The sequence below is a fragment of the Bradyrhizobium sp. 22 genome, from assembly GCF_000482425.1.
GTDB lineage: Bacteria > Pseudomonadota > Alphaproteobacteria > Rhizobiales > Xanthobacteraceae > Bradyrhizobium > Bradyrhizobium japonicum_B.
Genome location: NZ_KI519400.1, coordinates 723,210 through 748,608 on the forward strand (window position 1 = coordinate 723,210; position 25,399 = coordinate 748,608).

Sequence of the window (25,399 nt, forward strand, 5' to 3'; positions counted from 1 at the left end):
GTCATGGAAACGACACTCCCGATTCTCTCGATGTCCGTGGCTGCCGCAGCGTCCGCTGCCGCCGTCCTCCCGAAGCTGAAGGCGCGGATCGAGTTGTCCCGCGCCAAGCACCGCTCGCTCGCCGGACACTCCAAGATGTCGCGACGAGTGGCCAAGCTGCTCCCGTTCTACGAGTTCGGAGAGAACGACTACTTCTCGTGCGACGGCGCGCCGGCGAACATCGCCGCGCAACGCAAGGACGGCTTCTTCCGTCTCGCCGCTCTCTACGCCGAGCGCTACGCGAAGGGGCGCGCGATGACAAAGGAAGCGGCTGAAAAAATCTCCGACCTGAACTTCACCGAGAGCTACCGCGTGCCGTTCCAGTTCTCGCGCCTGGTCCGCGAGCATCTGGGCACCTCGACCTTCGTGGCCTCCTCCAGCGGCGTCACCGTCACCGACGTCGACGGCAACACGTCGTACGATCTCACCGGGTCCTACGGCGTCAACATCTTCGGCAACGACTTCTACAAGGAGTGCATCGAGGGCGCCGAGAAGCGCGCGCACGCGCTCGGCCCGGTGCTCGGCCCGTACCATCCCGTCATCCTGGAGAACGTGCAGCGGCTCTGCCAGATATCGGGCCTCGACGAGGTCTCGTTCCACATGTCCGGCACCGAAGCCGTGATGCAGGCGGTGCGGCTGGCGCGCTACCACACTGGGCGTACGCATCTCGTCCGCTTCGCCGGCGCCTATCACGGCTGGTGGGGCGACGTGCAGCCCGGCGTCGGCAACCCTATCCCTGCGCACGAAACCTACACGCTCGCCGAGATGTCGGAGAAGACGCTGCATGTGCTGCGTACACGCAAGGACATCGCCTGCGTGCTGGTCAATCCGCTGCAGGGCCTGCATCCCAACGCCAACGCGCCCGGCGATTCCGCGCTGGTCGACTCGTCGCGCGGCGGCCGTTTCGACCGCGCCGCTTATACCGAGTGGCTGAAGAAGCTGCGCGAGGTCTGCGACCAGCGCGGCATCGTGCTGATCTTCGACGAAGTGTTCGTCGGCTTCCGTCTCGCTGCCGGCGGCGCCCAGGACTATTTCGGCGTCAAGGCCGACATGGTGACCTACGGCAAGAGCCTCGCCGGCGGTCTGCCGGTCGGCGTCGTCTGCGGCAAGCGCGAGCTGATGCGCCGCTTTCGCGACGACCGCCCCGCCGACATCTGCTTCGCCCGCGGCACCTTCAACTCGCATCCCTATGTCATGACGGCGATGGACGAGTTCTTGAGCCGCCTCGCCAGCCCGAACTTCCGCGCGGTCTATGAAGGCCTCGACGAGACCTGGAACGGCCGCGTGCAGAAGCTCAACGGGATGATGGAGGACGCCGAGCTGCCGGTGCGGTTCGCCAATTTCTCCTCGATCTGGACGGTGAAATACACCACCCCGTCCCGCTACAATTGGATGCTGCAATATTACCTGCGTGCCGAAGGTCTGGCGCTGAGCTGGGTCGGCACCGGCCGGCTGATCTTCAGCCTGAACTACACCGACGCCGATTTCGCCGAAGTCGCCGAACGCTTCGTCCGCGCGGCCGCGAAGATGAAGGCCGACGGCTTCTGGTGGCACGACGGCGTGCTCACCAACAAGCAGATCAAGCGGCAGATCCTGAAAGAGATGCTGTCCAGGCGTTTCCGGCGCTGAGGCCGAACCCGTCATGGCCGGGCTTGTCCCGGCCATCCACGCGTCTCCGCACGATGGCTTCAAGACGTGGATGCCCGGGACAAGCCCGGGCATGACGTAGACCATAAACATTCGCGACCTGGGTAGGGGCCGTATCAGGCGTGCTGCTCTTCGAGCACGGGCTCGCTGATCAGACCCAGCGTGTGCTCGGGATTGAGATGCAGGCCCGGGTCCATCAGCTCGCCCCGCATCAGCGCCAGCGGCGCCTTGTGGTAGAGCATCAGGTCGTGGAACGGATCGGTCAGGATCTTGGTCATCCAGACCAGGCCGGTCTCGACATCGCGGATGAAGAACAGGTGCACGGTTCGGAACAACAGGCCGCCGCCGCCGACCACGAGCCAGATCTTGGCGACCTGCCGCATGAAGTCGGTCGCGCCTTGCCAGGGCGTGAACAGGCCGAACAACGTGGGATCGATCACCAGCACCAGCGGCGAGAGCGCCCAGATCGCCATCAGCACGACCTTGCGCTGCAGGTTGTAGCCGACCTTGATCTCTTCCTTGTACTCGTGCGTCGCCTGGTTGACGTGGTCGTAGGTGTGCGGCTCGAAGAAGAAGTGACCGGCCTGGCGCGAGGTCATCGAGATCAGCCAGCCAACCAGCGCGGAGACGACGGGATCGACGAACAGCCAGACATAGGCGAACAGGAAGCTCAGCGCGCTGACGAAGTGCAGGCTCTGATTGATGCGGCTGTGGTGGTAGTAGCGATGGTCGTCCCAGCGCTGGATCCGCAGCTGCTCGAGATAATTCTTGATCATGCTCTTCCCCAAATGCTTTCGGCTACGGGGTTAAAGGGATTCGATGAACGCCGTGTGACAACATCATCTTGTCATGTGATGGCACGCGGCGGCGCGATGACGCACGACGCCTGCGCTCGAGGTCACGCCGCCTTGGCGACATCGACCTTGCGGAAGCGCACCAGCGAGAAATGACCGAGTGGCGGAATCAGGCGCCGTTCCGCGAGCTCGATGCCTTCGGCGCCGGCCAGCCATTTCGTATAACGCGACCAGGCGAACTCGGCGGTGCGGAAGCCGAGCGGACGCACCACCGGCTGCAGCTTCTGCTCGATGAAGCGGCGCATGCCGGCATCCGCGCTGACGCGGGTGAGGACGATCAGCTCGCCGCCCGGACGCAGCACGCGGGCGAATTCGTCCAGCGCTTTCTCCGGATTTGGCACCGCGGTGACGACATATTGCGCCATCACCACGTCGAAGGAATTGTCCGGGAATTCGAGCTTCTCGGCGTCCATCACCGCGAGGCCCTCGACATTCTTCAGCTTGCGCTCGGCGACGCGCTGGCGCGCCTTGTCCAGCATCGCCTCCGAAATGTCGGTGCCGAAGATGCGCAAATGCGGCGCGTACATCGGCAGCGAGATGCCGGTGCCGACACCGACCTCGAGCACGCGGCCGCCGATCTTGTTGGTGGCCGCGATCGCCGCCTGCCGGCCCTTGGCGAACACGCCGCCGAACACGAGGTCATAGACCGGGGCCCAGCGGTCATAGGCCTGCTCGACCGTGCCGCGGGTGAGGTCGAGCTGCTGGGTGCCGTCAAGGTTCATGATCTTGGCCATCGATGAGGTTCTCGCTGTGGGTCTAAGGAAAGTTCAACCGCGCACCGGCCGCCGCGCCATGCGGGGCGAAGCGCGCAAGGCGCGGCTGGGTTGGAGTGAGGTCAGGTTGCCAACGAACTGGCGCGCGCTGTTTTCCCAGGAACGCTCCAGCGCGAAGTTGCGGCAGGTCTCGCGCGACATGGTGAGCGCGCGCAGGCAGGCGGCGCGCAGATCGTGATCGATCGCGCCGATCGGATGATCGGCGATGACGTCTTTCGGACCCGTGACAGGAAACGCGGCAACCGGCGTGCCGCAGGCCAGCGCCTCCAGCTGCACCACGCCGAACGTATCGGTCAGGCTCGGAAACACGAACACGTCGGCGGCGGCGAGATGCGCGGTGAGATCGGCCCCCTTCTTCTCGCCGAGAAAGACGGCATCGGGATATTTCCGTTCCAGCGCCGCCCTCTGCGGGCCGTCGCCGACGACGACCTTGGTGCCGGGCAGGTCGAGCGCGAGGAACGCGTCGAGATTCTTCTCCACCGCGACGCGGCCCATGGTCATGAAGATCGGCCGCGGCAGCTCGAGCGGGGCCGGAGCATCGGGATGAAACAGCTCGGTGTCGACGCCGCGGGTCCAGAAGCCGAGGCGCTTGAAGCCACGCTCAAACAGCTCCTGCCGCAGCGACGGCGTCGCCACCATGGTCATCGCGGCGGCATCGTGGAAGTGACGCAGCACGGCATAGCCGACGCCTGCGGGGATGCCGGTCCGCACCGCGACGTATTCGGGAAAGCGCGTCGTGTAGGAGGTGGTGAAGGCGAGCCGGTTGCGGCGGCAATAGGCCCGCGCCGCCCAGCCGATCGGGCCTTCGGTCGCGATATGCAGCGCGTCCGGCGCCGCGGCCTCGATTCGCCGCGCGATCTCCTTGCTGCCCGGCAACGCAAAGCGCAGGCCCGGATAGGTCGGCAGCGGCCAGGACGGAAAGCCGTCCGGGGTCAGGAAGCCGATTTCGACGTCCAGCGCCTTGGCCGCATTCGCCAGCGAGGTCAGCGTCCGGACAACGCCGTTGACCTGCGGATGCCAGGCGTCCGTCGCGATTAATACCCGCATGGGAAAATCCCGAGAGTTTGATGATTCTCGGTTTCCGACCATCAACGAAGGATATTTCAGGCGTGTGACGTCATAGAAGTGTCGGCCCGTCGTTTTGTGCGTTAACGGACGCCTGCGGCCACGAAACTGTCATGAAACAATTCTTGCCGCGGTGAAACCGTTTTCGGTTTTCCGCGCAAATGTCCCGAAACGTTTTGCCGTTAGTGATCCAGGCAACAGAGCACCGCAGCGGTGCCGCGGTGGCCGAGACCACCGAGCCAACAGGGGCGATCACATGTTCAATCTGGACACGTTCAAGACGTTTTCGCGCGCCGTTGCTTTTGGCGCAGTCGCGGCCTCCGCGATCGCATTCGCAGGCGCAGCCAAGGCAGCGCCGGTGCAGATCTTCCCGTTCTTCCAGCCGCTGCCGCCGATGGCCGCGCCGCAGCCGTTCCAGCCCTACCAGCCCTATCAGGCGCCGACCTACCAGACCGAGCCGTCCGAGGACCAGGACGCCGTCGAGATGCCGGCCCGCTTCCGCCGCCAGACCGTCGCTTACGCGACGCGCGAAGCGCCCGGCACCATCATCATCGATACGCCCAACACCTATCTCTATTACGTGCTCGGAGGCGGCCAGGCGCTGCGCTACGGCATCGGCGTCGGCCGCGACGGCTTCACCTGGTCCGGCATCCAGTCGGTGACCCGCAAGGCCGAGTGGCCGGCCTGGACGCCGCCGCCGGAGATGATCGCCCGCCAGCCCTATCTGCCTCGCCACATGGCCGGCGGCCCCGGCAATCCGCTCGGCGCGCGCGCCATGTATCTCGGCGGCACCATCTATCGCATCCATGGCACCAACGCGCCCGAGACCATCGGCAAGCGCGTCTCGTCCGGCTGCATCCGCATGACCAACGAAGACGTCACGGACCTCTATTCCCGCGTCAATGTCGGCACCAAGGTCGTGGTGCTGCCGATGACGGAACGCCGCGCGGAACTCGGAACCGCGACGCGCTGAGCCGGCAGGACATCGTGACGCAAACGGCCCCGGAACCTGCCGGGGCCGCTTTTGTTTGCCCTCGACATGTTGACGCGCGCCGGCTGCGGCGCGGTCCCCGATGGAGGCGCAAATGCAATCACGCCTGCAATCCTCGCCCTATCCGTGGCTGCACGCAATCGCCGGCGCCGCCATGCTGACGCTGCTCATGTCCGCGCCCGCCTCGCTCGCGCAGCAGCCGGCGGGCGATGAGGCAGGCAAGCAAGCCTTCAACAATTCCTGCCGCACCTGCCACTCCATGAAGGAAGGCGACAACCGCCTCGGCCCCAACCTCAACAAGATCGTCGGGCGCAAGGCCGGCGCGCTGCCGAACTACAATTACTCGTCATCGATGAAGGACGCCGGCATCGTCTGGGACCAGGACAAGCTGACGCGCTTCATGGTTAAGCCGGACGAGGTGGTGTCGGGCAACAAGATGCAGCCCTATGGCGGCGTGTCGGCAGAGGAAGCGGGCAAGATCGTTGCTTATCTTCAGGGGGCAGCAACGCAATAGGATGAAGCGGCACTAGGTGGCCACCGGCTCGTGCCGTCGCTCGATATGGAACGACTTCGCCGTGATCAGCCATGCATTGTGGATGCGGTGATACGCCAGATAGTCGATGTACTGGAGCAGATCGATCCGAACTCGAACCTTGACCATGGCCTGCCGCGCCGACGCCAGATCGATCAGCAGTATCTCCTGAAGGCGCGGTGCGTTCTTGGACTTGGGCGACGGGACCGAGGCCAGCATCGTCCTATATTCCCGGACCGGCAATATCCGCAATTCGTCATCGCGAAATCCGTGGAGCTGCGCAGTCGGCGCAAAGACGTGGTCGAACTGCGCGACGTCGTTGTCGTACATCAGCGTGAAGTAGCGTTCGACGGCCTCCAGCAGAGGCGCGATATCCGGGTTTTCGGTCATGGTTCATTCCATCAGCGGCAACATCGGAGCATGTCATCCCACGGAAAGCCGAGGCACGTCCTTGCGAACTGGGCTAGTCTCGACGGCTCGGGCGCAACATTGTGCCCTTTCCGATCCTACAGGATGCACTTCATGCCAAAATGCGAGCTGGATGCGATCGACCGGCGCATCGTTACCGAACTCCAGAGAAATGCACGATTGAGCAACATCGAGCTGGCGGACAAGGTCGGTTTGTCGCCGTCCCCCTGCCTGCGGCGGGTGCGGCGGCTGGAACAGGACGGCTATATCGACGGTTACCGCGCGTCCTTGCGGCGCGGCCGCATCGGGCTCGGCTTCTCGGCCTTCCTCGGCGTCAAGATCAACGGCCATGCCAACGATCAAGCGTTGAGCTTCGAGAGGACGGTGGTCGCCATGCCCGAGGTCGTGGCCTGTCACCTCGTCGCCGGCGAAGCCGACTACCTCCTCGAGATCGTCGTGCCCGAGCTGGAGGACTACCAGCGCTTTCTGGTCGACAAGCTCCTCAACCTGCCCATCGTGCGGGAGGTCCGTAGCAGCATCGCGATCCAGACGCTGAAGGCCGGCGCGCCCCTCCCGCTGGCGCATCTCTCATAGCCATGATCAGGCTGCTCACGCCCGCCGACGCCGCTCTCTACCGGAGGATCAGGCTGGAGGCGCTCGCGACGCATCCCGAGGCTTTTGGCAGCACGTTCGAACGCGAGCGGGAAAAACCACTCGCATGGTTCGAGGAGCGCCTTGCAATCTCGGACGTCTTTGGCGCGTTTATTTCCGACGAACTCGTGGGTATCGCCGGTTTTCACCGGGAGGACGGCGCGAAGACCGCGCACAAAGCGGTACTCTGGGGCATGTATGTGCGACCGCAGGCGCGAAAATCCGGCACGGGGCGGCGCCTCGTCGATGCGGTCGCAGCGCATGCCGCGACGCGCGTCGAGCAGCTGCTGCTCGCCGTCGTCAGCGAGAACGAGGCCGCAGTGCGGCTCTATTCGGCCGCCGGCTTCGTTGAATACGGCCGCGGCGTGAAAGCGCTGAAGCAGGACGGCCGATATTACGATGAGATCCTGATGGTGCTGTTCTTCGATGGAAGCGACCCGACACAGCCCCGGTGATGTCGGGCCGCCCTCATTCCCCCGCGCGATCACCGGCTGACCGCGCCCCGCCGCTCCGCCATCAACCTCAGCCACGCTGCCGAATGAAACGCGCTCATCAAAAGATACATCGGCACCATCCCGCCGAGCAGCGACCCCTGCCCGGCGGCGCACAGCGTGTCGGCCGGCCCGGCCACGGCCGTAAGCACGGCCATGATCGCGAAGATCGGTGTCGCCGCCAGCGACAGCCACCTGGCAAGGTGGCGCACCGTCAGCACGCCATTGCGGCCGGTGCCGGCCATTGCGCCGACCGGGCTAGTCACGGCCTTCCGCCGCCTCCCGGCGGAACGCCTTCTCGCCGGCGTCTGAGATCTCGACCCACTTCTTGTCGGGCGCGGCGCCCTCCGTGTAGCTGTCGTGCCAGTTCCACCATTTGTAGGTCGGAGTCTGGGGATAGCCCTTCGGCGAGTCCTCCCAGACCTCCTGGCGGCCGAGCGGCGTGATGTCGAGGTAGTTCCAGGTGCCGCCCATCTGCTCGTCGCCGCGGCTCTTGACGAAATAGGTGCGGAAGATGCGCGTCCCGTCGCGGTAGAACACGTTCGTGCCGTGCCATTCGTCGACGCCGAAATCGGCGTCGAAGCTGTCGGTGATGGTGACCCATGGCATGGTCCAGCCCATCCGTTGCTTCAGCCTGATGATATCGGCTTGCGGCGCGCGCGAGGCGAACACGAGCGTGGTGTCGCGAGCATTCAAATGCGCGACGTGGGCGACCTGGTCGGCCACCATGGAGCAGCCGCGGCAGGCGTGATCGGGCCAGCCGAACACGCCGGGCTCGAAGAACGCGCGGTAGACGATCAGCTGCCGCCGACCCTGGAACAGGTCGACGAGACTGAGCTTGCCGCCGGGCCCCTCGAACGCATAGGTTTTGGAAACTTCCATCCACGGCATGCGCCGGCGCTCGGCGGCCAGGGCGTCACGGGCACGGGTATGCGCCTTCTCCTTCACGAGCAGTTGCTGACGAGCGGCCTCCCAGTCCTGCGGCGACACCACAGGCGGTGTCTGCATGACGGACTGTCCGTTATTCGGTTCGTTCTGGGTTGATGTCATCATGACTCTCCAAATCTCTCGCTCAAGTCCATTCCGCCCCGCACCGCACATTGTCGGTCGACAACGATTTCTGGCACCGCGCGGTTGCGCGGTGGGAGTAACAAGTGTGGCGGGATTTGAATGGAGTCGCTGATCACGGCCGCAGCGCGCGCGCTCGAGGCCGGCGATCCGCTCGGCGCGCTGAACCGCGTCGCGCTGCGTAACGACGCACCGTCGCTGGCGCTGCGCGGCATCGCGATGGCGCAGCTCGGCGACCTCGCCAAGGCCAAGTCGCTGCTGCGAAATGCGGCGCGCGCCTTCGGTCCGCGCGAAGCGGTGGCGCGGGCAAGATGCGTGGTGGCCGAAGCCGAGATCGCGCTGGTCTCGCGCGACCTGAGCTGGCCGGACAGGACACTCGCCGCCGCGCGCACGACCCTCGAAAAGCACGGCGATCTCGCCAACGCGGCGCATGCCCGCCACATCGCCGCGCGGCGTCTTCTCCTGCTCGGACATATCGAGGAGGCGGAACGTATGCTCGCCGATCCCGGCCGCTTCCCGCTCCCGCCCGCCTCACAAGTCGTTCGCGAGCTGGTGCTCGCCGGCATCGCCATACGGCGGCTCCGATCGAAGGATGCGCGTGCGGCGCTCGCGCGGGCGGCCCGCGCCGCACGGCAGGCCGGCATCCCCGCGCTCGCCGCCGAAGTCGAAGGCGCGAGCCGCGTGCTCGATACGCCGACAGCGCGCCTGATCACGCGCGGCGAGGAGCGGCCATTGCTGCTTGCGGAGGTCGAGCAGCTCGCGACATCCGAGGCGCTCGTCGTGGACACGTTCCATCATTCGGTGCGCAGGCGCGGCACCGTGGTGCTGCTCGGCACCCGGCCGGTGCTGTTTGCCCTCGTCCGCATCCTGGCACAGGCGTGGCCTGCGGATGTGTCGCGGCAGACGCTGATTGCGGGCGCGTTTCGCGCCAGACATCTCGATGAATCGCATCGGGCGCGGTTGCGCGTCGAGATCGGTCGGCTCCGCACCAAGCTCAAACCGCTCGCCGACGTGAACGCAACCAGCCAAGGATTTGCGCTGGCGCCGCGCAGGACGCGCGACATCCTCGTGCTGGCGCGGCCGGTCGACGAGAAGCACGCCAATGTTCTCGCCCTCCTCTCCGACGGCGAGCCCTGGGCGAGCTCGGCGCTGGCGCTGGCGCTGGGAACGAGCCCACGCACGGTGCAGCGGGCCCTCGACGAACTGGCGCGCTCGAACAAGGTGCAATGTTTCGGGCACGGGCGCGCCCGGCGCTGGATGACGCCGCCCGTCCCGGGTTTCCCGACAGGCTTGTTACTCCCCACGCCGCTCCTGAAGACGTAACGTTGAGGCCACATCACAGGGAGCAAGCAGATGAAGCGTTCAGCCGCCGAGATCATCAGGGAGTACGGGCCGTTTGAGGGCGTCGAGGCCGTGCATGGCGTCACCTATGACGGCAGCCATGTCTGGTTCGCCTCCGGCGACAAATTGAATGCGGTCGATCCTGACAGCGGCAAGGTCGCGCGCTCCATCGATGTCGCCGCACATGCGGGAACGGCATTCGACGGAAGGCACCTGTTCCAGATCGCCGAGGATCGCATCCAGAAGATCGATGCGGCCTCGGGCAAGGTGCTCAGCACCATTCCGGCGCCGGGTGGCGGCGGCGATTCAGGCCTCGCCTGGGCCGAAGGCTCGCTGTGGGTCGGGGAATATCGCGAGCGCAGGATCCATCAGGTCGATCCGGAAACCGGCAAGGTTCTCCGCACCATCGAGAGCAAGCGCTTTGTGACCGGGGTGACCTGGGTCGACGGCGAGCTTTGGCACGGCACCTGGGAGAACGAGGAGAGCGACATCAGGCGGATCGACCCCGCGACCGGCAAGGTGCTCGAGCAGCTCGACCTGCCCGCCGGGACGGGTGTGTCCGGGCTGGAATCCGATGGCGGCGACCGCTTCTTTTGCGGCGGCGGCGCCAATGGCAATGTAAGAGCGGTCCGCCGTCCCCGGCGCGGCTGAATGCATGGCAACGGCGGGTCGCATCCGTTAACCTATTCGCCGCAATTCCACCCCACCGGTGCGCTCTAGCGCCGTTCTCGCCCGCCCTGTAGAATCCCCGCCGGGGCGGCCTGGGGGATTGATGCGACCAACGTTGAATCTGAAGACGATCCTGATCGGCGTCGCCGTGCTCGCGGCGTCCTTCTTCATCAGCTTGAAGGCGATGGATTGGCTGTCGCCGCGCGCGACGAATTCCGCGCCGCCGGTCGCGCAATTGCCGCCGCTGCCGCCGGCCGCCAAGAGCTCGATCGTGATCGCGCCGGTCGCCATCGCGCTCTCGGCGATCCGCGAACAGGCCGAGAAGGCCGCGCCGCGCAATTTCTCGGGGAAGGCCGACAACCCGATCTCGCAGATCCTGGAGAACGCCGACATCGGCTGGTCCGCCGTGCGCGGGCCGATGGCAGCTAGCGGCGACAAGGACGTGCTGACGATTTCGACGCCGCTCTCCGGCAAGCTGAACGTGACGGGCTCGCTGTCGGCGAAGGCCACCGGCGCGCTCGGCGACGCGCTCGGCAGTGTGCTCGGCGGTGACGCAGCCAAGCGAATCGGCGCCGTCAACATCAAGAATCTGAACGCCAGCGCGGAGATCAAGGGCAACGTGGTCGTCACCTCGCGCCCGAAGCTCGCGGCCAGTTGGCATCTCGAGCCCAACCTCGGCGCCCAGGTCAATCTCGGCGACACCAACCTCAATGTCTCCGGCGCAAAGGTCAACGTGCCGGCGCAGGTGAAGCCGCTGATCGACAAGAATGTCGGCGAGCAGATCAACATCGTCTCCGAGCGGATCCGCAACGATCCCTCCCTGCGCGAGAACGCGAAGCTGCAATGGGCCAAGGCGTGCCGCTCGATCCCGCTGCAGGGCTCGGGCGCCTCGGCCGCGCTGCCGCCGCTCTGGCTGGAGATGAAACCGATCCGCGCCATCGCCGCGCAGCCGCGCGTCGACGCGCAGGCCGTGACGCTGCTGCTCGGCCTGGAAGCGGAGACCCGCGTCACCTCGACGCCAACCAAGCCGAACTGTCCGTTCCCCGACAAGATCTCGATCGTGCCGCCGACCGGCACCGGCGTGAACATCGGCGTGCCGATCGACGTGCCCTTCACCGAGATCAACAAGCTGATCGCCGCGCAGATGGTCGGCCGCACCTATCCCGAGGACGGCTCCGGCCCGGTGGACGTCACCGTGAAGAGCGCCAACGTGACCCCGTCGGGGGACCGGCTGCTGATCTCGCTGCTGGTGCGCGCCAAGGAGAAGAAGAGCTGGCTCGGCCTCGGCGCCGAGGCGAATGTGCACATCTGGGGGCGGCCGGTGCTCGACCAGGCGCAACAGACGCTGCGGCTCACCGACATCGAGCTCGCGGTGGAATCCGAGGCGGCGTTCGGCCTGCTGGGCGCCGCGGCGCGCGCCGTGGTGCCGCAGATGCAGCAGGCACTACTGCAAAGGGCGACGCTCGACCTGAAGCCGATCGCCGCCAACGCCCGCGAGAAGATCGCCGCGGCAATCGCCGATTACCAGAAGAGTGAGGACGGCCTCAAGGTCGAGGCCAGGATCGACAGCCTGACGCTGGCCGACATCGCCTTCGATTCCAAGACCTTGCGCGTGGTCGCGGAAGCCGGCGGCTCGCTGAACGTGTTTGTAAGCAAGCTGTCGGGGATGTAGCGCGGCTCCGCAGCCTCTTCATCGGTCGCCCCGCTGGCATTCTCATTCGAGGATGCTAAGCTGTTCTGAGCCACCTCGAACGAGGTGCTGACAAGCATTGTAGCGGCAAGCCGAGGTCAACATGGAAGCCGGCATGGTCACGCCCCCGCCGGCATTGGTGCGCTTTTCCGGCATTCAGAAGACCTATGACGGCGAGCACCTCGTGGTGAAGAACCTCGATCTCGACATCAGGAAGGGCGAGTTCATCACCCTGCTCGGCCCGTCGGGCTCGGGCAAGACGACCACGCTGATGATGCTGGCCGGCTTCGAGGTGCCGACCCATGGCGAGATCTATCTCAGCGAGCGGCCGATCAAGAACATGCCGCCGCACAAGCGCGACATCGGCATGGTGTTCCAGAACTATGCCCTGTTTCCGCATCTGACGATCGCCGAGAATATCGCCTTCCCGCTATCCGTTCGCAAGACGAGCAAGGCGGACGTGCAGGAGCGCGTGGCTGCGGCGCTGCGCATGATCAAGATGGAAAACCTGGCGCACCGGCGGCCAGGCCAGTTGTCCGGCGGCCAGCAGCAGCGCGTGGCGCTGGCTCGTGCGCTGGTCTTCAACCCGCAGCTCGTGCTGATGGACGAGCCGCTCGGCGCCCTCGACAAGCGCCTGCGCGAGCAGATGCAGCTTGAGATCAAGCAGCTGCACGAGACGATGGGCATCACGATCGTCTACGTCACCCACGATCAAAGCGAAGCGCTCACCATGTCCGACCGCATCGCCGTGTTCAACGACGGCGTCGTGCAGCAGATCGACAAGCCCGACGCGCTGTACGAGCACCCGGTCAACAGCTTCGTCGCCCATTTCATCGGCGAGAACAACGTGCTGGCCGGCACCGTCGAGACGGTCAACAAGGATTATTGCCGCGTCGCGCTGACCGGTGGCGGCGCCGTCACCGCCCGGGCGGTCAACGTCTCGGGCGCGGGCGCATCCACCTCGCTCTCGGTGCGACCGGAACGGATCGCCATCATCGCGGACGGCAGCTCCGGCGACGGACCGAACCGCCTGCCGGCGAAGGTGCAGAACACCATCTATCTCGGCGACCACGCGCTGGCCGTGCTCGACGTCGCCGGCAACGCCGAGTTCATGGTCAAGCTTCAGCCGGGCGCCCATGGCAGCCTGAGCCACGGCGAGAGCGTCTTCATCAGCTTCCGCCCGGAGGATTGCCTCGCCCTCGATCCGGTCTGATCGAACGCGAGCAGACCTGAAATGCTCAACCTCAACGCAACTCGCACCAAGAAGGAACCAGGACCATGATGAAGCGCAAGATGGGCAGGATTGCTCTGGGTTTCGCCGCCGCGCTCGGTGCCAGCGCTGCGCTGGCGACGGTCGCACAGGCGCGGGACCTCACCGTCGTGTCGTGGGGCGGCGCCTACCAGGAGGCCCAGAAGAAGGTCTACTTCGAGCCGTTCAAGAAGGCCGCCGGAATTGCCATGAACGACGAGTCCTGGGACGGCGGCGTCGGCGTGCTGCGCGCCAAGGTGCAAGGCGGTGCCGCCACCTGGGACGTCGTCCAGGTCGAGAGCGACGAGCTCGCGGTCGGCTGCGAGGAAGGCCTGTTCGAGAAGCTGGACTATACCAAGATCGGCGGCGAGGCCGCCTATATCCCGCCATCGGTCAATCCGTGCGGCGTCGGCGCCATCCTCTACGACTTCGTGCTCGGCTACGACAAAGACAGGCTGAAGGAAGCCCCGAAGGGCTGGGCCGACTTCTTCGACATCAAGAAGATTCCGGGCAAGCGCGCGCTGCGTCAGGGTCCGAAGACCACGCTGGAAATCGCGCTGATGGCCGACGGCGTCGCACCGAAAGACGTCTACAAGGTGCTGGCGACCGACGAGGGCGTCGAGCGCGCCTTCAGGAAGCTCGACAGCATCAAGGGCGACATCGTCTGGTGGAAGGCCGGCGCCCAGCCGCCGCAACTGCTCGCCTCCGGCGAGGTGGTGATGACCTCGGTCTACAACGGCCGCATCGACACCGCGAACAAGAACGAGAAGAAGAACTTCGGCATGGTGTGGGACGGCGCGCTGTTCACGCTCGACAGCTGGGTCATCCTCAAGGGCAGCCCGAACAAGGACGCCGCCTACAAGTTCCTCGACTTCGTCGGCAAGGCGGAGAACCAGTCGAAACTGTCGGAGAACATCGCCTACGGCACCTCGAACAAGGACGCGGCCGGCAAGCTCTCGCCCGCCGTCTTGAAGGATCTGCCGACGGCCCCTGACAACATCAAGAACGCGGTCGAGATCAACGTGGCCTTCTGGCTCGAAAACATCGACCGCCTGACCGAGCGCTTCAACAAATGGGCCGCGAAATAGCGCGCGGCAGCACCCGCGTGCGGCGCACATGGAAAGCAGTTTCATTGCGGCCATCCTTCGAGACGCCCGCCTTTGGCGGGCTCCTCAGGATGAGGGTTGAGTGTGCGGCAACGACTTCGCGGACACCGATACCGTGGAGCCTCATCCTGAGGAGACCGCGAAGCGGTCGTCTCGAAGGACGAGGCGCTTGCTCAGGCCTCCCGTCAAAGCGACTCGCGCCGTGACAGCAGCGTCCTTGCACGAAGTCCCGCTCAAGCGCCGCCTGAAGCAGGCGGAGCGGGCGCGCCAGCTCAAGGCATTGGCGCTGGTCCTCCCGCTTCTCATCTTCCTGCTCTTCACCTTCGCCGGGCCCATCGCCGGCATGTTGTGGCGCGCGGTCGATGACAGGGAGGTGCGTCAGGTTCTGCCGCAAACCATAGCTGCTCTCGCCGATTGGGACGGCAAGGACCTGCCAGACGAGAAAGCCTATTCAGCACTGGCAAGCGACGTGCTGGCGGCGCGCGCCGCCGACACCATCGCCATCGCGGCGAAGCGGTTGAACTACGCGCTGAACGGTTTTCGCACCATCCTGACCAGCACCGCCCGCAATCTGAAGACCGCGCCCGAGCCCGGCACCGCCAAGGAGACGCTGGGCAAGATCAATCCGGCCTGGCGCGAACGCGCCACCTGGACGACGATCAAGGACGCCAGCGGCCCCATCACGGGCTTCTACCTGCTGGCGGCGCTCGACCTCGTGCGCAACGCGGACGGCGCGATCGTCGCGGCCCCGCCGGACCAGGCCATCTACCGCAGCCTGTTCGTCCGCACCTTCGTCATCAGCCTCAGCGTCACCGTCCTCTGCCTGATCCTCGGCTTTCCGGTCGCTTACCTCCTGGCGACGCTGCCGCCCGGAAAGTCGAACCTGTTGATGATCTTCGTGCTGCTGCCGTTCTGGACCTCGCTTCTGGTCCGCACCTGCGCCTGGATCGTGCTGCTGCAGAGCAAAGGCGTCGTCAACGACAGCCTGCACTGGCTCGGCATCATCGACGAGCCGTTGCGCCTGATCTATAACCGCTTCGGCGTCTGCGTGGCCATGACCCACGTTCTGCTGCCCTTCATGATCCTGCCGCTGTACAGCAGCATGAAGGCGATTTCGCCGGCCTACTTGCGCGCCGCCGCCTCGCTCGGCGCGCCGCCGGTCACCGCCTTCCTGCGCATCTACCTGCCTCAGACCCTGCCCGGCATCGCCGCGGGAAGCCTGCTCGTCTTCATCCTGGCGCTCGGCTATTACATCACGCCGGCCCTCGTCGGCGGCGCCGCCGACCAGATGATCAGCTATTTCATCGCGCTCTACACCACCGACACCGCCAATTGGGGCCTGGCTTCGGCGCTGGGCGCGGTGCTGCTGCTCGCCACCATTCTGCTCGCGCTCGTCTACGGCAAGCTGGTGCAGGGCCAGCAGGTCACGGGAGGCATGAAGAATTGAGCGACAATTCCGCCCTGCGCACACCCAGCCAACGCATCGCGTGGACCGCGACCATCGTGGTCTCGACGCTGGTGTTCGTCTTCCTGATCGCGCCGATCCTCGCGATCATGCCGCTGTCCTTCAGCTCGGGCTCCTACCTCACCTATCCGCTGCCCGGACTGTCCTTGCGCTGGTACGACGACTTCATCACCTCGCCGCGCTGGATGAACGCGCTGAAGAACAGCGTGATCATCGGCGTCGCCTCGACCGCACTGTCGATGGTGCTTGGCACGCTGGCCGCGCTGGGGCTGGCGCAGTGGAAGAGCCGGTTCAAGCCGCTCGTGCTGGCCTTCGTGCTGTCGCCGGTCGTCGTGCCCGGCGTCATCACCGCGGTCGGTCTCTATTTCTTCTTCGCGCCGATCGGACTGACCGGCAGCTATCTCGGCCTGATCCTGGCCCACACGGCACTGGCGACGCCCTTCGTGGTGATCACGGTCGGCGCGACGCTGCAGAGCTTCGACACCAATCTGGCGCGCGCCGCCGCCTCGCTCGGCGCCTCGCCGCTTCAAGCGTTCCGCCGCGTGATCCTGCCGCTGATCCTGCCCGGCCTCGCATCGGGCGCGCTGTTCGCCTTCGCGACCAGCTTCGACGAGGTGGTGATCGTGCTGTTCATGGCGGGCCCCGAGCAGCGCACCCTGCCGCGCGAGATGTTCAGCGGCATCCGCGAGAACATCAGCCCGACCATCACGGCCGCAGCGTTGATCCTGACCAGTGTGTCGGTCATCCTCCTCGCCACCATGGAAGCCCTGCGCCGCCGCAACGAGCGGCTCAAGGCCGGCGGCTGAAGACGGCGCAACTCGCGAAATAAAAACGGCACGACAGCGCGCCCGGTGAAGACCGGGCGCGCCTCGTCTGCTCGCTCAGAGCGCGATTACTCCGTATACTTGAACTCCGGCATGTTCTTCAGCTCGTCCTTGCTGGCGTTGAACACGGCGTGGTCCGGATACCATTTCGAGGTGGACGACGTCGTGGTCGCAGCAGGCTTGGTGTCGGCGGTGCCGGTCGCAGCGCCGGTCGTGGTGGTCGTGGCAGGCTTCGCGCCGGTGCCGGTATAGGCCACGGCCTCGTTGACGAACTTCAGCTTCTCGTAGGGCACGGCAACCAGATGCTCGCCCATGCCGAGGAAGCCGCCGACGCCGATCACGGCGATCTTGATGTCGCCGTTCTTGTCCATCAGCAGGTCGTTGATGGTGCCGATGTTCTCGTTGGCTTCGTTATACACCTTCAGGCCGTCCATCTTGGACGTACGCCACTGGCCGGACGCCGTGGTCGAGGCGGTCGTGGCCGTGGACGTAGTCGTGGTGGCGGACGGCGCCGCCTTGTCGGTGGTGGCGGTCGGTGCTTGCGCGAACGCAACGGTCGTAAGCAGTGCAGTGCCGGCAAGACCGGCGACGATCGACTTCATCATGTTGTCCTCTCCTTCAACGAAACTCGTAAGGAGAAAACAGCGTTGACCACACGCAGTTCCGTGCACGCCGCAATTTCGTCGCGATGCGCGCATGCGCATTGTTCCTGAGTCACCCAGGAACATATTGCGAGGTGAACATATTGCGCGGTGTCGATCGGCCTCGACGTCGCGGACAGCAGACTCGCCATCGACGTCGAGGACGTCTGGCAGCCGCGCCTGGCGGCGTAGATCGGCGGAAGGCCTTACGCCGCGAGCGGCGGGTGCTCGACGGCCGCCGCGTCGTAGATGGCCACCGCCTCGAAGCGGTAATTGCAGGCCTGACAGGTCCAGAGATACGAAACGCGTCCCTCGCCCGGCTCGATCCAGTCGGGCCGCGGGATCGGCGTGCCGCACTGGGCGCAGGGGTTCTGCCTGGGGGTGTAGCTGAGGATTGCTTTCGGCATGGCACCTCTCCCGATTTGCTAGCCGCTTCTTACTCGCTTTCGCGTGCCCGTGCGAATAGACAGCCTTGCTGCCGCGAGCGGGCATCCGCCTGAGGGAACCCGTAATCCGGCATTGAGTCGTCAAAGCGGCTCGGCGCCGCAAAATCGCCATTGGCGGCGTTTGGTCACATCATCGCCGCGTTCGGAAGGCCTAACGGCGGCCGGGCGCAGGTCACACCCAAGGGCCCAAGGGCCTAAGGAATATCTGATGAAAATTTTACGCATTGCCGCGCTGCTCGCAGCTGGACTGACATTGCCGCAAGCCGCGCTCGCCGGCCAAGCCGACTATGCCGAGATGGTCGCGGCCCATGCCCGCGCCAACGGCGTGCCGGAAGCGCTGGTGCACCGCGTGATCATGCGCGAGAGCCGCTATCAGCCCCACCTGGTCGGCCGCGGCGGCACCATCGGCCTGATGCAGATCAAGCTCGCGACCGCCCGCGGCGTCGGCTACACCGGCGACGCCGCCGGCCTGCGCGATCCCAACACCAACCTCACCTATGCCGTGAAGTACCTTGCCGGCGCCTATCGCGCCGCCAATGGCGACCACGCCCGCGCCGTGCGTTATTTCGCCGGCGGCTACTACTACGTCGCCAAGCGCCAGCGGCAGGACGCCGTGCAGCTCGCCACCATGAGCGACAGCAGCATGGGCCAGGGGGGTATGGGTCAAGTTTGGCTCGAGCCAAACGGCAATCCGCAGCCGATGTTCGCCGCCGCTCCGCACCGGAAGCTGGCCCAGCGCGTCCGCAACGCGCGGGCGCAGGCCTCGCGGTAACACCCCGTGTCCCGGACAAGCGGCAGCGCGAAGCGCTGCTGCGCAGAGCCGGGACCCAGCGCTCCGCATTATGGGCCCCGGCTCAGCGACGCATCACGCCGCACTGGACGATGCTTCGCATCGCCAGGGGCGCGCTGCATCGCGTCCGGGGCACGAGCGACGAGGTTCCGGGTTCGACGCGGTGCATCGCCCCGGAATGACAGCCGCGCGCCAACACGCGTTGACCGCCCCGCCCCACTGTCCTACATTAGCAGCGTTCCGAGGGGTGCTCCGAGGAGGAGCTGAGATACCGCTAAATGGGCAATGCCGATCAACCGGCTTGCCAGGACCGCGGTGACCCTTTGAACCTGATCCGGGTCATGCCGGCGAAGGGACAGGGATGTTGCAGAAGACCAAGCGACCGGATTCACCGGTTTCCATTATCGGCGCAGGCATTGCGGGCGCCTGGCAGGCCCTGCTGTTCGCACAGGCCGGCCATGCCGTGACCTTGCACGAGCGCGGTGACGAGGCGATGACGGACGCCACCAGCCATTGGGCCGGCGGCATGCTCGCGCCCTATTGCGAGGCGGAAGTCGCCGAGCCCATCATCAGCCGCCTCGGGCTGCGCTCGCTTCATATCTGGCGGCGCGAGCTGCCCGACACGCCGTTCAACGGCTCGCTCGTCGTCGCCCATCCGCGCGAGCGCAACGATTTCGAGCGCTTTGCCCGCATGACCGAGGACCACCGCCGGCTCGACGCCGCCGGCCTTGCCGCGCTCGAGCCCTCGCTGGAGGGCCGCTTCCGCGACGCGCTGTTCTTCCCGGCCGAGGGCCATGTCGAGCCGCGCCGCGTGCTGCCGCAGCTGCACGCGCGCATCCGCGCCGCCGGCGGCACCATCAAGTTCGAAAGCGACGTGACCGCAAGCGATCTCGCCAAGGACCCCGACGGCATCGTCATCGACTGCCGCGGCATCAGTGCCCGCGACGAGCACAGCGAGCTTCGCGGCGTCAAGGGCGAGATGATCCTGATCGAGACGGCCGAGGTGCAGCTGGCGCGCCCGGTACGGCTGATGCATCCGCGCTGGCCGCTCTACGTGATCCCGCGCGAGAACAATCTGTTCATGCTGGGCGCGACCTCGATCGAGGCCGAGGACACCGGCGTCAGCGTCCGCTCCGCGCTGGAGCTCCTGGGCGCCGCCTACACCGTGCACCCGGCCTTCGGCGAAGCCCGCATCGTCGAGTTCGGCTCGGGGCTTCGTCCCGCCTACCCCGACAATCTGCCGCGCATCGGCATTCGCGGCAGGACGATCTCCGTCAACGGCCTCTACCGCCACGGCTTCCTGATCGCGCCTGCGCTCGCCGAGCTGACGCTCGCCTATGTCGAGCGCGGCCAGATCGACAACGAGGTGATGCAATGCGGGTGATCGTGCCATGCGTTTGATCGTCAACGGCGAGCAGCGCGAGGTGAATGCGGCCAGCGTCGATGCGCTGCTGTCCGAGCTCGACTACGAGGGCACCCATTTCGCGATCGCGCTCAACTACGACGTCGTGCCGAAAAGCCGCTGGGCCGAGACCGCATTGAAGGCGGGCGACGAGATCGAGATCATCACGCCGCGGCAGGGAGGGTGAGGTGATGGCTCTTCGTTCGTTGGCCCGACGCCTGCCACACACTCCGCTGTCATCGCCCGGCTCGACCGGGCGATCCAGTACGCCGCGGCTTCACGGTTCCAGCCGCGCGGCCTCTGGAATACTGGATCCCCGCCTTCGCGGGGATGACACCTGCAATGGCCCGTCATTCCGGGGCACGCGAAGCGTGAACCCGGAATCTCGCGCCACAACTTCGAGATTCCGGATCGGTCCGCGTACCGCAGCCCATCCGGAATGACGGGGAATTCCACATGGTGACTTTCTACGGCAAGACCTTCGCCTCGCGCCTGCTCATCGGCAGCGCGCTCTATCCTTCGCCCGCGATCATGCAGGACGCGATCCGCGCCTCCGGCGCCAACATCGTCACGGTGTCGCTGCGGCGCGAATCCGCCGGCGGCAAGACCGGGGATGCGTTCTGGAAGCTGATCCGCGAGCTCGACGTGTCAGTGCTGCCCAACACCGCGGGCTGCCGCACCGTGCGCGAGGCGGTGACCACCGCCAAGCTCGCGCGCGAGCTGTTCGGCACCAATTGGATCAAGCTGGAAGTCATCGCCGACAACGACACGCTGCAGCCCGACGTCGTCGGCCTGGTCGAAGCCGCCGGCATCCTGACCAAGGACGGCTTTGAGGTATTCCCCTATTGCACCGAGGATCTCTCAGTCGCGAACCGCCTGGTCGATGCCGGCTGCAAGGTGGTGATGCCGTGGGCAGCGCCGATCGGCAGCGCGAAGGGCATCACCAATCGCGATGCCTTGAGCCTGCTGCGCGACCGGCTGCCCGACATCACGCTGGTGGTCGATGCCGGTCTCGGCGCTCCCAGCCACGCGGCGCAGGCGCTCGAGCTCGGCTACGATGCCGTGCTGCTCAACACCGCGATCGCAAAGGCCGCCGACCCGGTCGCGATGGCCAGGGCCTTCCGCCTCGGCATCGAGGCCGGCCGCACCGCTTACGAAGCCGGGCTGATGAACGCCCGCGACTTCGCCTCCCCCTCCACCCCTGTCGTTGGGACCCCGTTCTGGCATGCCGTATCCTGATCGCCACGCGTATCCTGATCGCTTCTATCCCGTCGTCGACAGCCTGGCGTGGGTCGAGCGCCTGACCAGGCTCGGCGTCGGCACCATCCAGCTGCGCGCCAAGGAGCTCGACGACGGCCAGGCCTTGCAGATGGTCACCGACGCGCTGGCGATCACGAAGGGCACGCAAGCCAAGCTGGTCGTGAACGATTATTGGCGCGCAGCGATCGTCGCCGACGCGAAGTACCTGCATCTCGGCCAGGAAGATCTCGCCGAGGCCGACCTCAAGGCGATCCGCGAAGCCGGCCTGTCACTCGGCATCTCCACCCATGACGACGCCGAGCTTGAAACCGCGCTCGAGGCCAAGCCCGACTACGTCGCGCTCGGCCCGATCTTCTTCACCACGCTCAAATCGATGCGCTTCGAGCCGCAGGGCATTCCCAAGATCACCGAATGGAAGAAGCGCATCGGCGATATCCCGCTGGTCGCCATCGGCGGCATCAAGTTCGAGCACGCCGCGGAGATCTTTGCCGCGGGCGCGGATTCCATTGCGGTGGTATCCGACGTCACCCAGAACCCCGACCCCGACGCCCGCGTGCGGCAATGGCTCGGCCTGTCGAAGGAGGCGGCGTGATGCGCCTCACTCTCACCTCACCCACACTGTCATCGCCCGGCTTGACCGGGCGATCCAGTACGCCGCGCCTTCTCGGCCCTAGCCGTACCGCCGCGGAGTACTGGATCCCCGCCTTCGCGGGGATGACAGCGGTAATTGCCTCTCGCGCAGCGAAACTAACGAATTAAAACCGGAGGATCCCTATGAACATCCGCTCCAACCCCGAAAAAACCGTCCCCGCCGTCACCACCGGCCCCCTGCCCTCCTCGCGCAAGATCTTCGCGAGCCCCGACGCCGCGCCCGATTTGCGCGTGCCGCTGCGCGAGATCATCCTGTCCGAAGGCGCGGGCGAGCCCAACCTGCCGGTCTACGACACCTCGGGCCCCTACACCGACCCGAGCGTGACCATCGACGTCAACGCGGGCCTGCCCCGCAACCGCAAGCAATGGGTGCTGGAGCGCGGCGGCGTCGAGGAATATGAGGGCCGTCAGATCAAGCCGGAGGACAATGGCGGCGTCTCCACCGACAAGGCCGCGCGCGCCTTCTCGGCCTATCACAAGCCGCTGCGCGGCCTCGACGGCCACAAGATCACCCAGCTCGAATTCGCCCGCGCCGGCATCGTCACCAAGGAGATGATCTACGTCGCTGCGCGCGAAAACCTCGGCCGCAAGCAGCAGCTGGAGCGCGCGGAAGCGGCGCTTGCCGACGGCGAGAGCTTTGGCGCCTCCGTGCCCGCCTTCATCACCCCGGAGTTCGTGCGCGACGAGATCGCGCGCGGCCGCGCCATCATCCCCTCCAACATCAACCACGCAGAGCTCGAGCCGATGATCATCGGCCGCAACTTCCTGACCAAGATCAACGCCAATATCGGCAACTCCGCCGTGACCTCGTCGGTCGAGGAGGAGGTCGAGAAGATGGTGTGGGCAATCCGCTGGGGCGCCGACACCGTGATGGACCTCTCGACGGGCCGCAACATCCACACCACGCGTGAGTGGATTTTGCGCAACTCGCCGGTGCCGATCGGCACCGTTCCCATTTATCAGGCGCTGGAGAAGTGCAACGGCGATCCGGTCAAGCTGACCTGGGAGCTCTACAAGGACACCTTGATCGAGCAGTGCGAGCAAGGCGTCGACTATTTCACCATCCACGCCGGCGTGCGCCTGCAATACATCCACCTCACCGCCAGCCGTGTCACCGGCATCGTCTCCCGCGGCGGCTCGATCATGGCGAAGTGGTGCCTGGCGCATCACAAGGAAAGCTTCCTCTACACCCATTTCGACGAGATCTGCGACCTCATGCGCAAGTATGACGTCTCGTTCTCGCTCGGCGACGGCCTGCGTCCGGGCTCGATCGCGGACGCCAACGACCGCGCGCAGTTCGCCGAGCTGGAGACGCTCGGCGAGCTCACCAAGATAGCCTGGGACAAGGGCTGCCAGGTCATGATCGAAGGCCCCGGCCACGTGCCGATGCACAAGATCAAGATCAACATGGACAAGCAGCTCAAGGAGTGTGGCGAGGCGCCGTTCTACACGCTGGGACCGCTGACCACCGACATCGCGCCGGGCTATGACCACATCACCTCAGGGATCGGCGCCGCCATGATCGGCTGGTTCGGCTGCGCCATGCTTTGCTACGTCACCCCGAAAGAGCATCTCGGCCTGCCCGATCGCAACGACGTCAAGACCGGCGTCATCACCTACAAGATCGCCGCCCACGCCGCCGACCTCGCCAAGGGCCACCCCGCCGCGCAACTGCGCGACGACGCCCTCTCCCGCGCCCGGTTCGAATTCCGCTGGACCGACCAGTTCAACCTCGGCCTCGACCCCGAGACCGCCAAGAACTTCCACGACGAGACCCTGCCGAAGGAAGCCCACAAGGTCGCCCATTTCTGCTCGATGTGCGGCCCAAAATTCTGCTCGATGAAGATCACGCAGGACGTGCGGGATTACGCCGCGACGCTGAACGATCCGAACAGCGTGGGGATGTCGATGCAGGGCACGGCCGAAGACGGCATGGCCAAGATGAGCGCGAAGTTCAAGGAGATGGGGAGCAGCGTTTATCTCGATGCGGAGAAGGTGAAGGAGAGCAATCGGGTGTTGTAGCAACTTGACGCAACGCAAAAGGAAAGAAGCCGAGCGATAGCTCGGCTTCTTTTCATTTGGGCGCATCTTGCAGAGCTACCCTTGCGAGCATTAGCATACCGCAAGGCCACCCAAAGCGAAGTATATTATGGACAAGCGCTATCAGATTTTCGTCAGCTCGACTTTCGCCGATCTGCAAGAAGAACGCCAAGCTGTGATGCAAGCCCTGTTGAGCCTAGATCATTTTCCTGCAGGCATGGAGTTGTTTCCTGCATCAGATGAAGACCAGTGGGCTCTGATCAAGGGCGTAATCGACGATAGTGACTACTATGTTCTGGTCGTGGGAGGTCGCTACGGCTCTACAACAGCTGAAGGCATTAGCTACACCGAAATGGAATTTGACTACGCCAAGCTGCGCAAGAAGCCCATTCTAGCTTTTGTGCATCAACACCCTGAGCAGATCCCCGCTGGCAAAACAGATCTGAGCGATGCAGCTCGTGCGAAACTAAAGGCATTTCGGTCGAAGGTTGAATCGGACAGACATGTAAAATTCTGGTCCAACCCAGACGACTTGCGAGCAAAAGTTATCCAGTCCATTTCTGCAGAGACAAAGCGCAACCCACAGGAGGGATGGGTAAGGGCCGGCCGGGTTGTCGATCCGACATTACTCGAGGGGTTGCGCAACGAGGTCGAAATCCTTCGCGCAGAACTTGCTGCGGCCAAATCAGAAGCGCCGAGCGGAGCAGAAAACTACGCGGGGGGAACAGATAGATTCAATGCTGTCATTCAGTATCGCATTTGGAAGGGTAGCAGCTACAGCGACAGTGATCATGATGTTGGTGTTACTTGGAACACTATATTCTTCGAGCTTGCTCCACTGATGATGGAAGAAGCCACAGAAACTCAGATGAAGAACCGACTATCTGCTGAGCTATGGAAATATAACATGGATGATTTTCCGCCGGGAGGACTGAAGACGATCTCCGACGACAGCTTCGATACAATAAAGGTGCAACTTTTTGCTCTTGGACTGATTCAGAAGAGCCCGAAGAAGCACGTCCCTTCAGATACAAATCGCTATTGGTCGCTGACTCCGTATGGAGAGACGATACTCATGAAACTGCGAGCAATTCCTAAATCAAAGGACGGCGCCTTCCTATTAGACAAAGCGCGTGGAGCTGACGAGGAGTTGCCGGATGGGGCAAGCTTAGCCGACAAAGAATGATCATAATCGTTTGTATCTTGCCGGCGCAGACCCGATGATCGCAAAGACTTGCGGGCTGTGAGTCTCCCCTGATGAGGCTCTCTCATTAGGCTACGGCCGCGATGAAATGACGCGCCCTCC

Annotated in this window: 27 protein-coding genes and 1 riboswitch; of the genes, 19 read left to right on the plus strand and 8 right to left on the minus strand. The window is 65.1% G+C overall.

Going from position 1 to position 25,399, the window contains the following annotated elements; translation table 11 throughout:
* Positions 1–3: 3 nt before the first annotated feature.
* Positions 4–1,668 carry an aminotransferase class III-fold pyridoxal phosphate-dependent enzyme gene (locus K410_RS0128850; RefSeq protein WP_028138098.1) on the plus strand — a complete coding sequence of 555 codons (1,665 nt, stop codon included), beginning with the start codon at positions 4–6 and terminating at the stop codon, positions 1,666–1,668.
* A 134-nt stretch (positions 1,669–1,802) separates the two neighbouring features.
* On the opposite strand, the gene K410_RS0128855 is transcribed toward K410_RS0128850, so the two are convergent.
* From K410_RS0128855 to K410_RS0128865, 3 genes are all read right to left on the minus strand, one after another.
* Positions 1,803–2,462 carry a hypothetical protein gene (locus K410_RS0128855; RefSeq protein ID WP_028138099.1) on the minus strand — a complete coding sequence of 220 codons (660 nt, stop codon included), beginning with the start codon at positions 2,460–2,462 and terminating at the stop codon, positions 1,803–1,805.
* Between the two features lie 122 nt (positions 2,463–2,584).
* Positions 2,585–3,274: a class I SAM-dependent methyltransferase gene (locus K410_RS0128860; protein ID WP_028138100.1), complete on the minus strand. Its 690-nt coding sequence runs from the start codon at positions 3,272–3,274 to the stop codon at positions 2,585–2,587.
* A 33-nt stretch (positions 3,275–3,307) separates the two neighbouring features.
* Positions 3,308–4,360 carry a glycosyltransferase family 4 protein gene (locus tag K410_RS0128865; RefSeq protein WP_028138101.1) on the minus strand — a complete coding sequence of 351 codons (1,053 nt, stop codon included), beginning with the start codon at positions 4,358–4,360 and terminating at the stop codon, positions 3,308–3,310.
* Between the two features lie 274 nt (positions 4,361–4,634).
* Between K410_RS0128865 and K410_RS0128870 the strand changes: the two genes are divergently transcribed.
* Positions 4,635–5,351: a L,D-transpeptidase gene (locus K410_RS0128870; RefSeq protein WP_028138102.1), complete on the plus strand. Its 717-nt coding sequence runs from the start codon at positions 4,635–4,637 to the stop codon at positions 5,349–5,351.
* A gap of 112 nt (positions 5,352–5,463) precedes the next feature.
* Positions 5,464–5,883 (plus strand): c-type cytochrome, encoded by a 420-nt coding sequence (locus tag K410_RS0128875; RefSeq protein WP_049820451.1) that lies wholly within the window; start codon positions 5,464–5,466, stop codon positions 5,881–5,883.
* Positions 5,884–5,895: 12 nt separating this feature from the next.
* On the opposite strand, the gene K410_RS0128880 is transcribed toward K410_RS0128875, so the two are convergent.
* Positions 5,896–6,291, minus strand: a complete 396-nt coding sequence (locus K410_RS0128880) for a nuclear transport factor 2 family protein (RefSeq protein WP_028138104.1) — start codon at positions 6,289–6,291, stop codon at positions 5,896–5,898.
* A 132-nt stretch (positions 6,292–6,423) separates the two neighbouring features.
* Between K410_RS0128880 and K410_RS0128885 the strand changes: the two genes are divergently transcribed.
* Both K410_RS0128885 and K410_RS37395 read left to right on the plus strand, forming a co-directional pair.
* The gene (locus K410_RS0128885; protein ID WP_028138105.1) at positions 6,424–6,903 is read left to right on the plus strand and encodes an Lrp/AsnC family transcriptional regulator; all 480 of its coding nucleotides are present in this window, start codon (positions 6,424–6,426) and stop codon (positions 6,901–6,903) included.
* 2 nt (positions 6,904–6,905) lie between these two features.
* Positions 6,906–7,415, plus strand: a complete 510-nt coding sequence (locus K410_RS37395; RefSeq protein ID WP_049820372.1) for a GNAT family N-acetyltransferase — start codon at positions 6,906–6,908, stop codon at positions 7,413–7,415.
* Positions 7,416–7,444: 29 nt separating this feature from the next.
* Here K410_RS37395 and K410_RS0128895 read toward each other — a convergent pair whose 3' ends face one another.
* A complete protein-coding gene (locus tag K410_RS0128895; RefSeq protein ID WP_028138106.1) occupies positions 7,445–7,717 on the minus strand; it encodes a hypothetical protein in 273 nt (90 codons plus the stop codon).
* Positions 7,710–8,501 carry a DUF899 domain-containing protein gene (locus K410_RS0128900; protein ID WP_433994217.1) on the minus strand — a complete coding sequence of 264 codons (792 nt, stop codon included), beginning with the start codon at positions 8,499–8,501 and terminating at the stop codon, positions 7,710–7,712. The genes K410_RS0128895 and K410_RS0128900 overlap by 8 nt, the downstream gene beginning before the upstream one ends.
* A 120-nt stretch (positions 8,502–8,621) precedes the next feature.
* On the opposite strand from K410_RS0128900, the gene K410_RS0128905 reads away from it, so the two are divergent.
* The 7 genes from K410_RS0128905 (at position 8,622) to K410_RS0128935 (ending at position 16,845) form a co-directional block, all read left to right on the plus strand.
* Complete coding sequence (locus K410_RS0128905) at positions 8,622–9,842, plus strand: hypothetical protein (protein ID WP_028138108.1); 1,221 nt, start codon at positions 8,622–8,624, stop codon at positions 9,840–9,842.
* A gap of 30 nt (positions 9,843–9,872) precedes the next feature.
* Positions 9,873–10,511: a Vgb family protein gene (locus K410_RS0128910; protein ID WP_028138109.1), complete on the plus strand. Its 639-nt coding sequence runs from the start codon at positions 9,873–9,875 to the stop codon at positions 10,509–10,511.
* Between the two features lie 121 nt (positions 10,512–10,632).
* Positions 10,633–12,201: a DUF4403 family protein gene (locus K410_RS0128915; protein ID WP_028138110.1), complete on the plus strand. Its 1,569-nt coding sequence runs from the start codon at positions 10,633–10,635 to the stop codon at positions 12,199–12,201.
* 121 nt (positions 12,202–12,322) lie between these two features.
* Positions 12,323–13,432: an ABC transporter ATP-binding protein gene (locus tag K410_RS0128920; protein WP_028138111.1), complete on the plus strand. Its 1,110-nt coding sequence runs from the start codon at positions 12,323–12,325 to the stop codon at positions 13,430–13,432.
* 65 nt (positions 13,433–13,497) lie between these two features.
* Positions 13,498–14,556 carry an ABC transporter substrate-binding protein gene (locus K410_RS0128925; protein WP_028138112.1) on the plus strand — a complete coding sequence of 353 codons (1,059 nt, stop codon included), beginning with the start codon at positions 13,498–13,500 and terminating at the stop codon, positions 14,554–14,556.
* Positions 14,557–14,776: 220 nt separating this feature from the next.
* On the plus strand, positions 14,777–16,021 hold the full coding sequence (locus tag K410_RS0128930; protein ID WP_028138113.1) for an ABC transporter permease: 1,245 nt from the start codon (positions 14,777–14,779) through the stop codon (positions 16,019–16,021).
* Positions 16,018–16,845 carry an ABC transporter permease gene (locus K410_RS0128935; RefSeq protein ID WP_028138114.1) on the plus strand — a complete coding sequence of 276 codons (828 nt, stop codon included), beginning with the start codon at positions 16,018–16,020 and terminating at the stop codon, positions 16,843–16,845. Before K410_RS0128930 ends, K410_RS0128935 begins: the two co-directional genes overlap by 4 nt.
* Positions 16,846–16,931: 86 nt before the next feature.
* On the opposite strand, the gene K410_RS0128940 is transcribed toward K410_RS0128935, so the two are convergent.
* Together K410_RS0128940 and K410_RS0128950 are read right to left on the minus strand one after the other, a co-directional pair.
* Positions 16,932–17,468 (minus strand): PRC-barrel domain-containing protein, encoded by a 537-nt coding sequence (locus K410_RS0128940; RefSeq protein WP_028138115.1) that lies wholly within the window; start codon positions 17,466–17,468, stop codon positions 16,932–16,934.
* 242 nt (positions 17,469–17,710) lie between these two features.
* Positions 17,711–17,911: a hypothetical protein gene (locus tag K410_RS0128950; protein ID WP_028138116.1), complete on the minus strand. Its 201-nt coding sequence runs from the start codon at positions 17,909–17,911 to the stop codon at positions 17,711–17,713.
* Between the two features lie 247 nt (positions 17,912–18,158).
* Here K410_RS0128950 and K410_RS0128955 point away from each other — a divergent pair, with 247 nt between their 5' ends.
* From K410_RS0128955 to K410_RS37400, 7 genes are all read left to right on the plus strand, one after another.
* Positions 18,159–18,722, plus strand: a complete 564-nt coding sequence (locus K410_RS0128955; RefSeq protein ID WP_028138117.1) for a lytic transglycosylase domain-containing protein — start codon at positions 18,159–18,161, stop codon at positions 18,720–18,722.
* 251 nt (positions 18,723–18,973) lie between these two features.
* Positions 18,974–19,114, plus strand: a riboswitch (TPP riboswitch).
* The gene (locus K410_RS0128960) at positions 19,102–20,124 is read left to right on the plus strand and encodes an FAD-dependent oxidoreductase (protein ID WP_028138118.1); all 1,023 of its coding nucleotides are present in this window, start codon (positions 19,102–19,104) and stop codon (positions 20,122–20,124) included. Its footprint overlaps the riboswitch before it by 13 nt.
* A gap of 7 nt (positions 20,125–20,131) precedes the next feature.
* Positions 20,132–20,329 carry a sulfur carrier protein ThiS gene (gene thiS / locus K410_RS0128965; RefSeq protein WP_028138119.1) on the plus strand — a complete coding sequence of 66 codons (198 nt, stop codon included), beginning with the start codon at positions 20,132–20,134 and terminating at the stop codon, positions 20,327–20,329.
* A 269-nt stretch (positions 20,330–20,598) separates the two neighbouring features.
* Entirely contained in the window at positions 20,599–21,381 is a 783-nt protein-coding gene (locus K410_RS0128970; protein ID WP_028138120.1) for a thiazole synthase, read from the plus strand.
* The gene (locus K410_RS0128975) at positions 21,368–21,994 is read left to right on the plus strand and encodes a thiamine phosphate synthase (protein WP_028138121.1); all 627 of its coding nucleotides are present in this window, start codon (positions 21,368–21,370) and stop codon (positions 21,992–21,994) included. Before K410_RS0128970 ends, K410_RS0128975 begins: the two co-directional genes overlap by 14 nt.
* A gap of 182 nt (positions 21,995–22,176) precedes the next feature.
* Complete coding sequence (gene thiC / locus K410_RS0128980; RefSeq protein WP_028138122.1) at positions 22,177–24,075, plus strand: phosphomethylpyrimidine synthase ThiC; 1,899 nt, start codon at positions 22,177–22,179, stop codon at positions 24,073–24,075.
* A gap of 127 nt (positions 24,076–24,202) precedes the next feature.
* Positions 24,203–25,279 (plus strand): DUF4062 domain-containing protein, encoded by a 1,077-nt coding sequence (locus K410_RS37400; protein ID WP_049820374.1) that lies wholly within the window; start codon positions 24,203–24,205, stop codon positions 25,277–25,279.
* Positions 25,280–25,399: the final 120 nt, after the last annotated feature.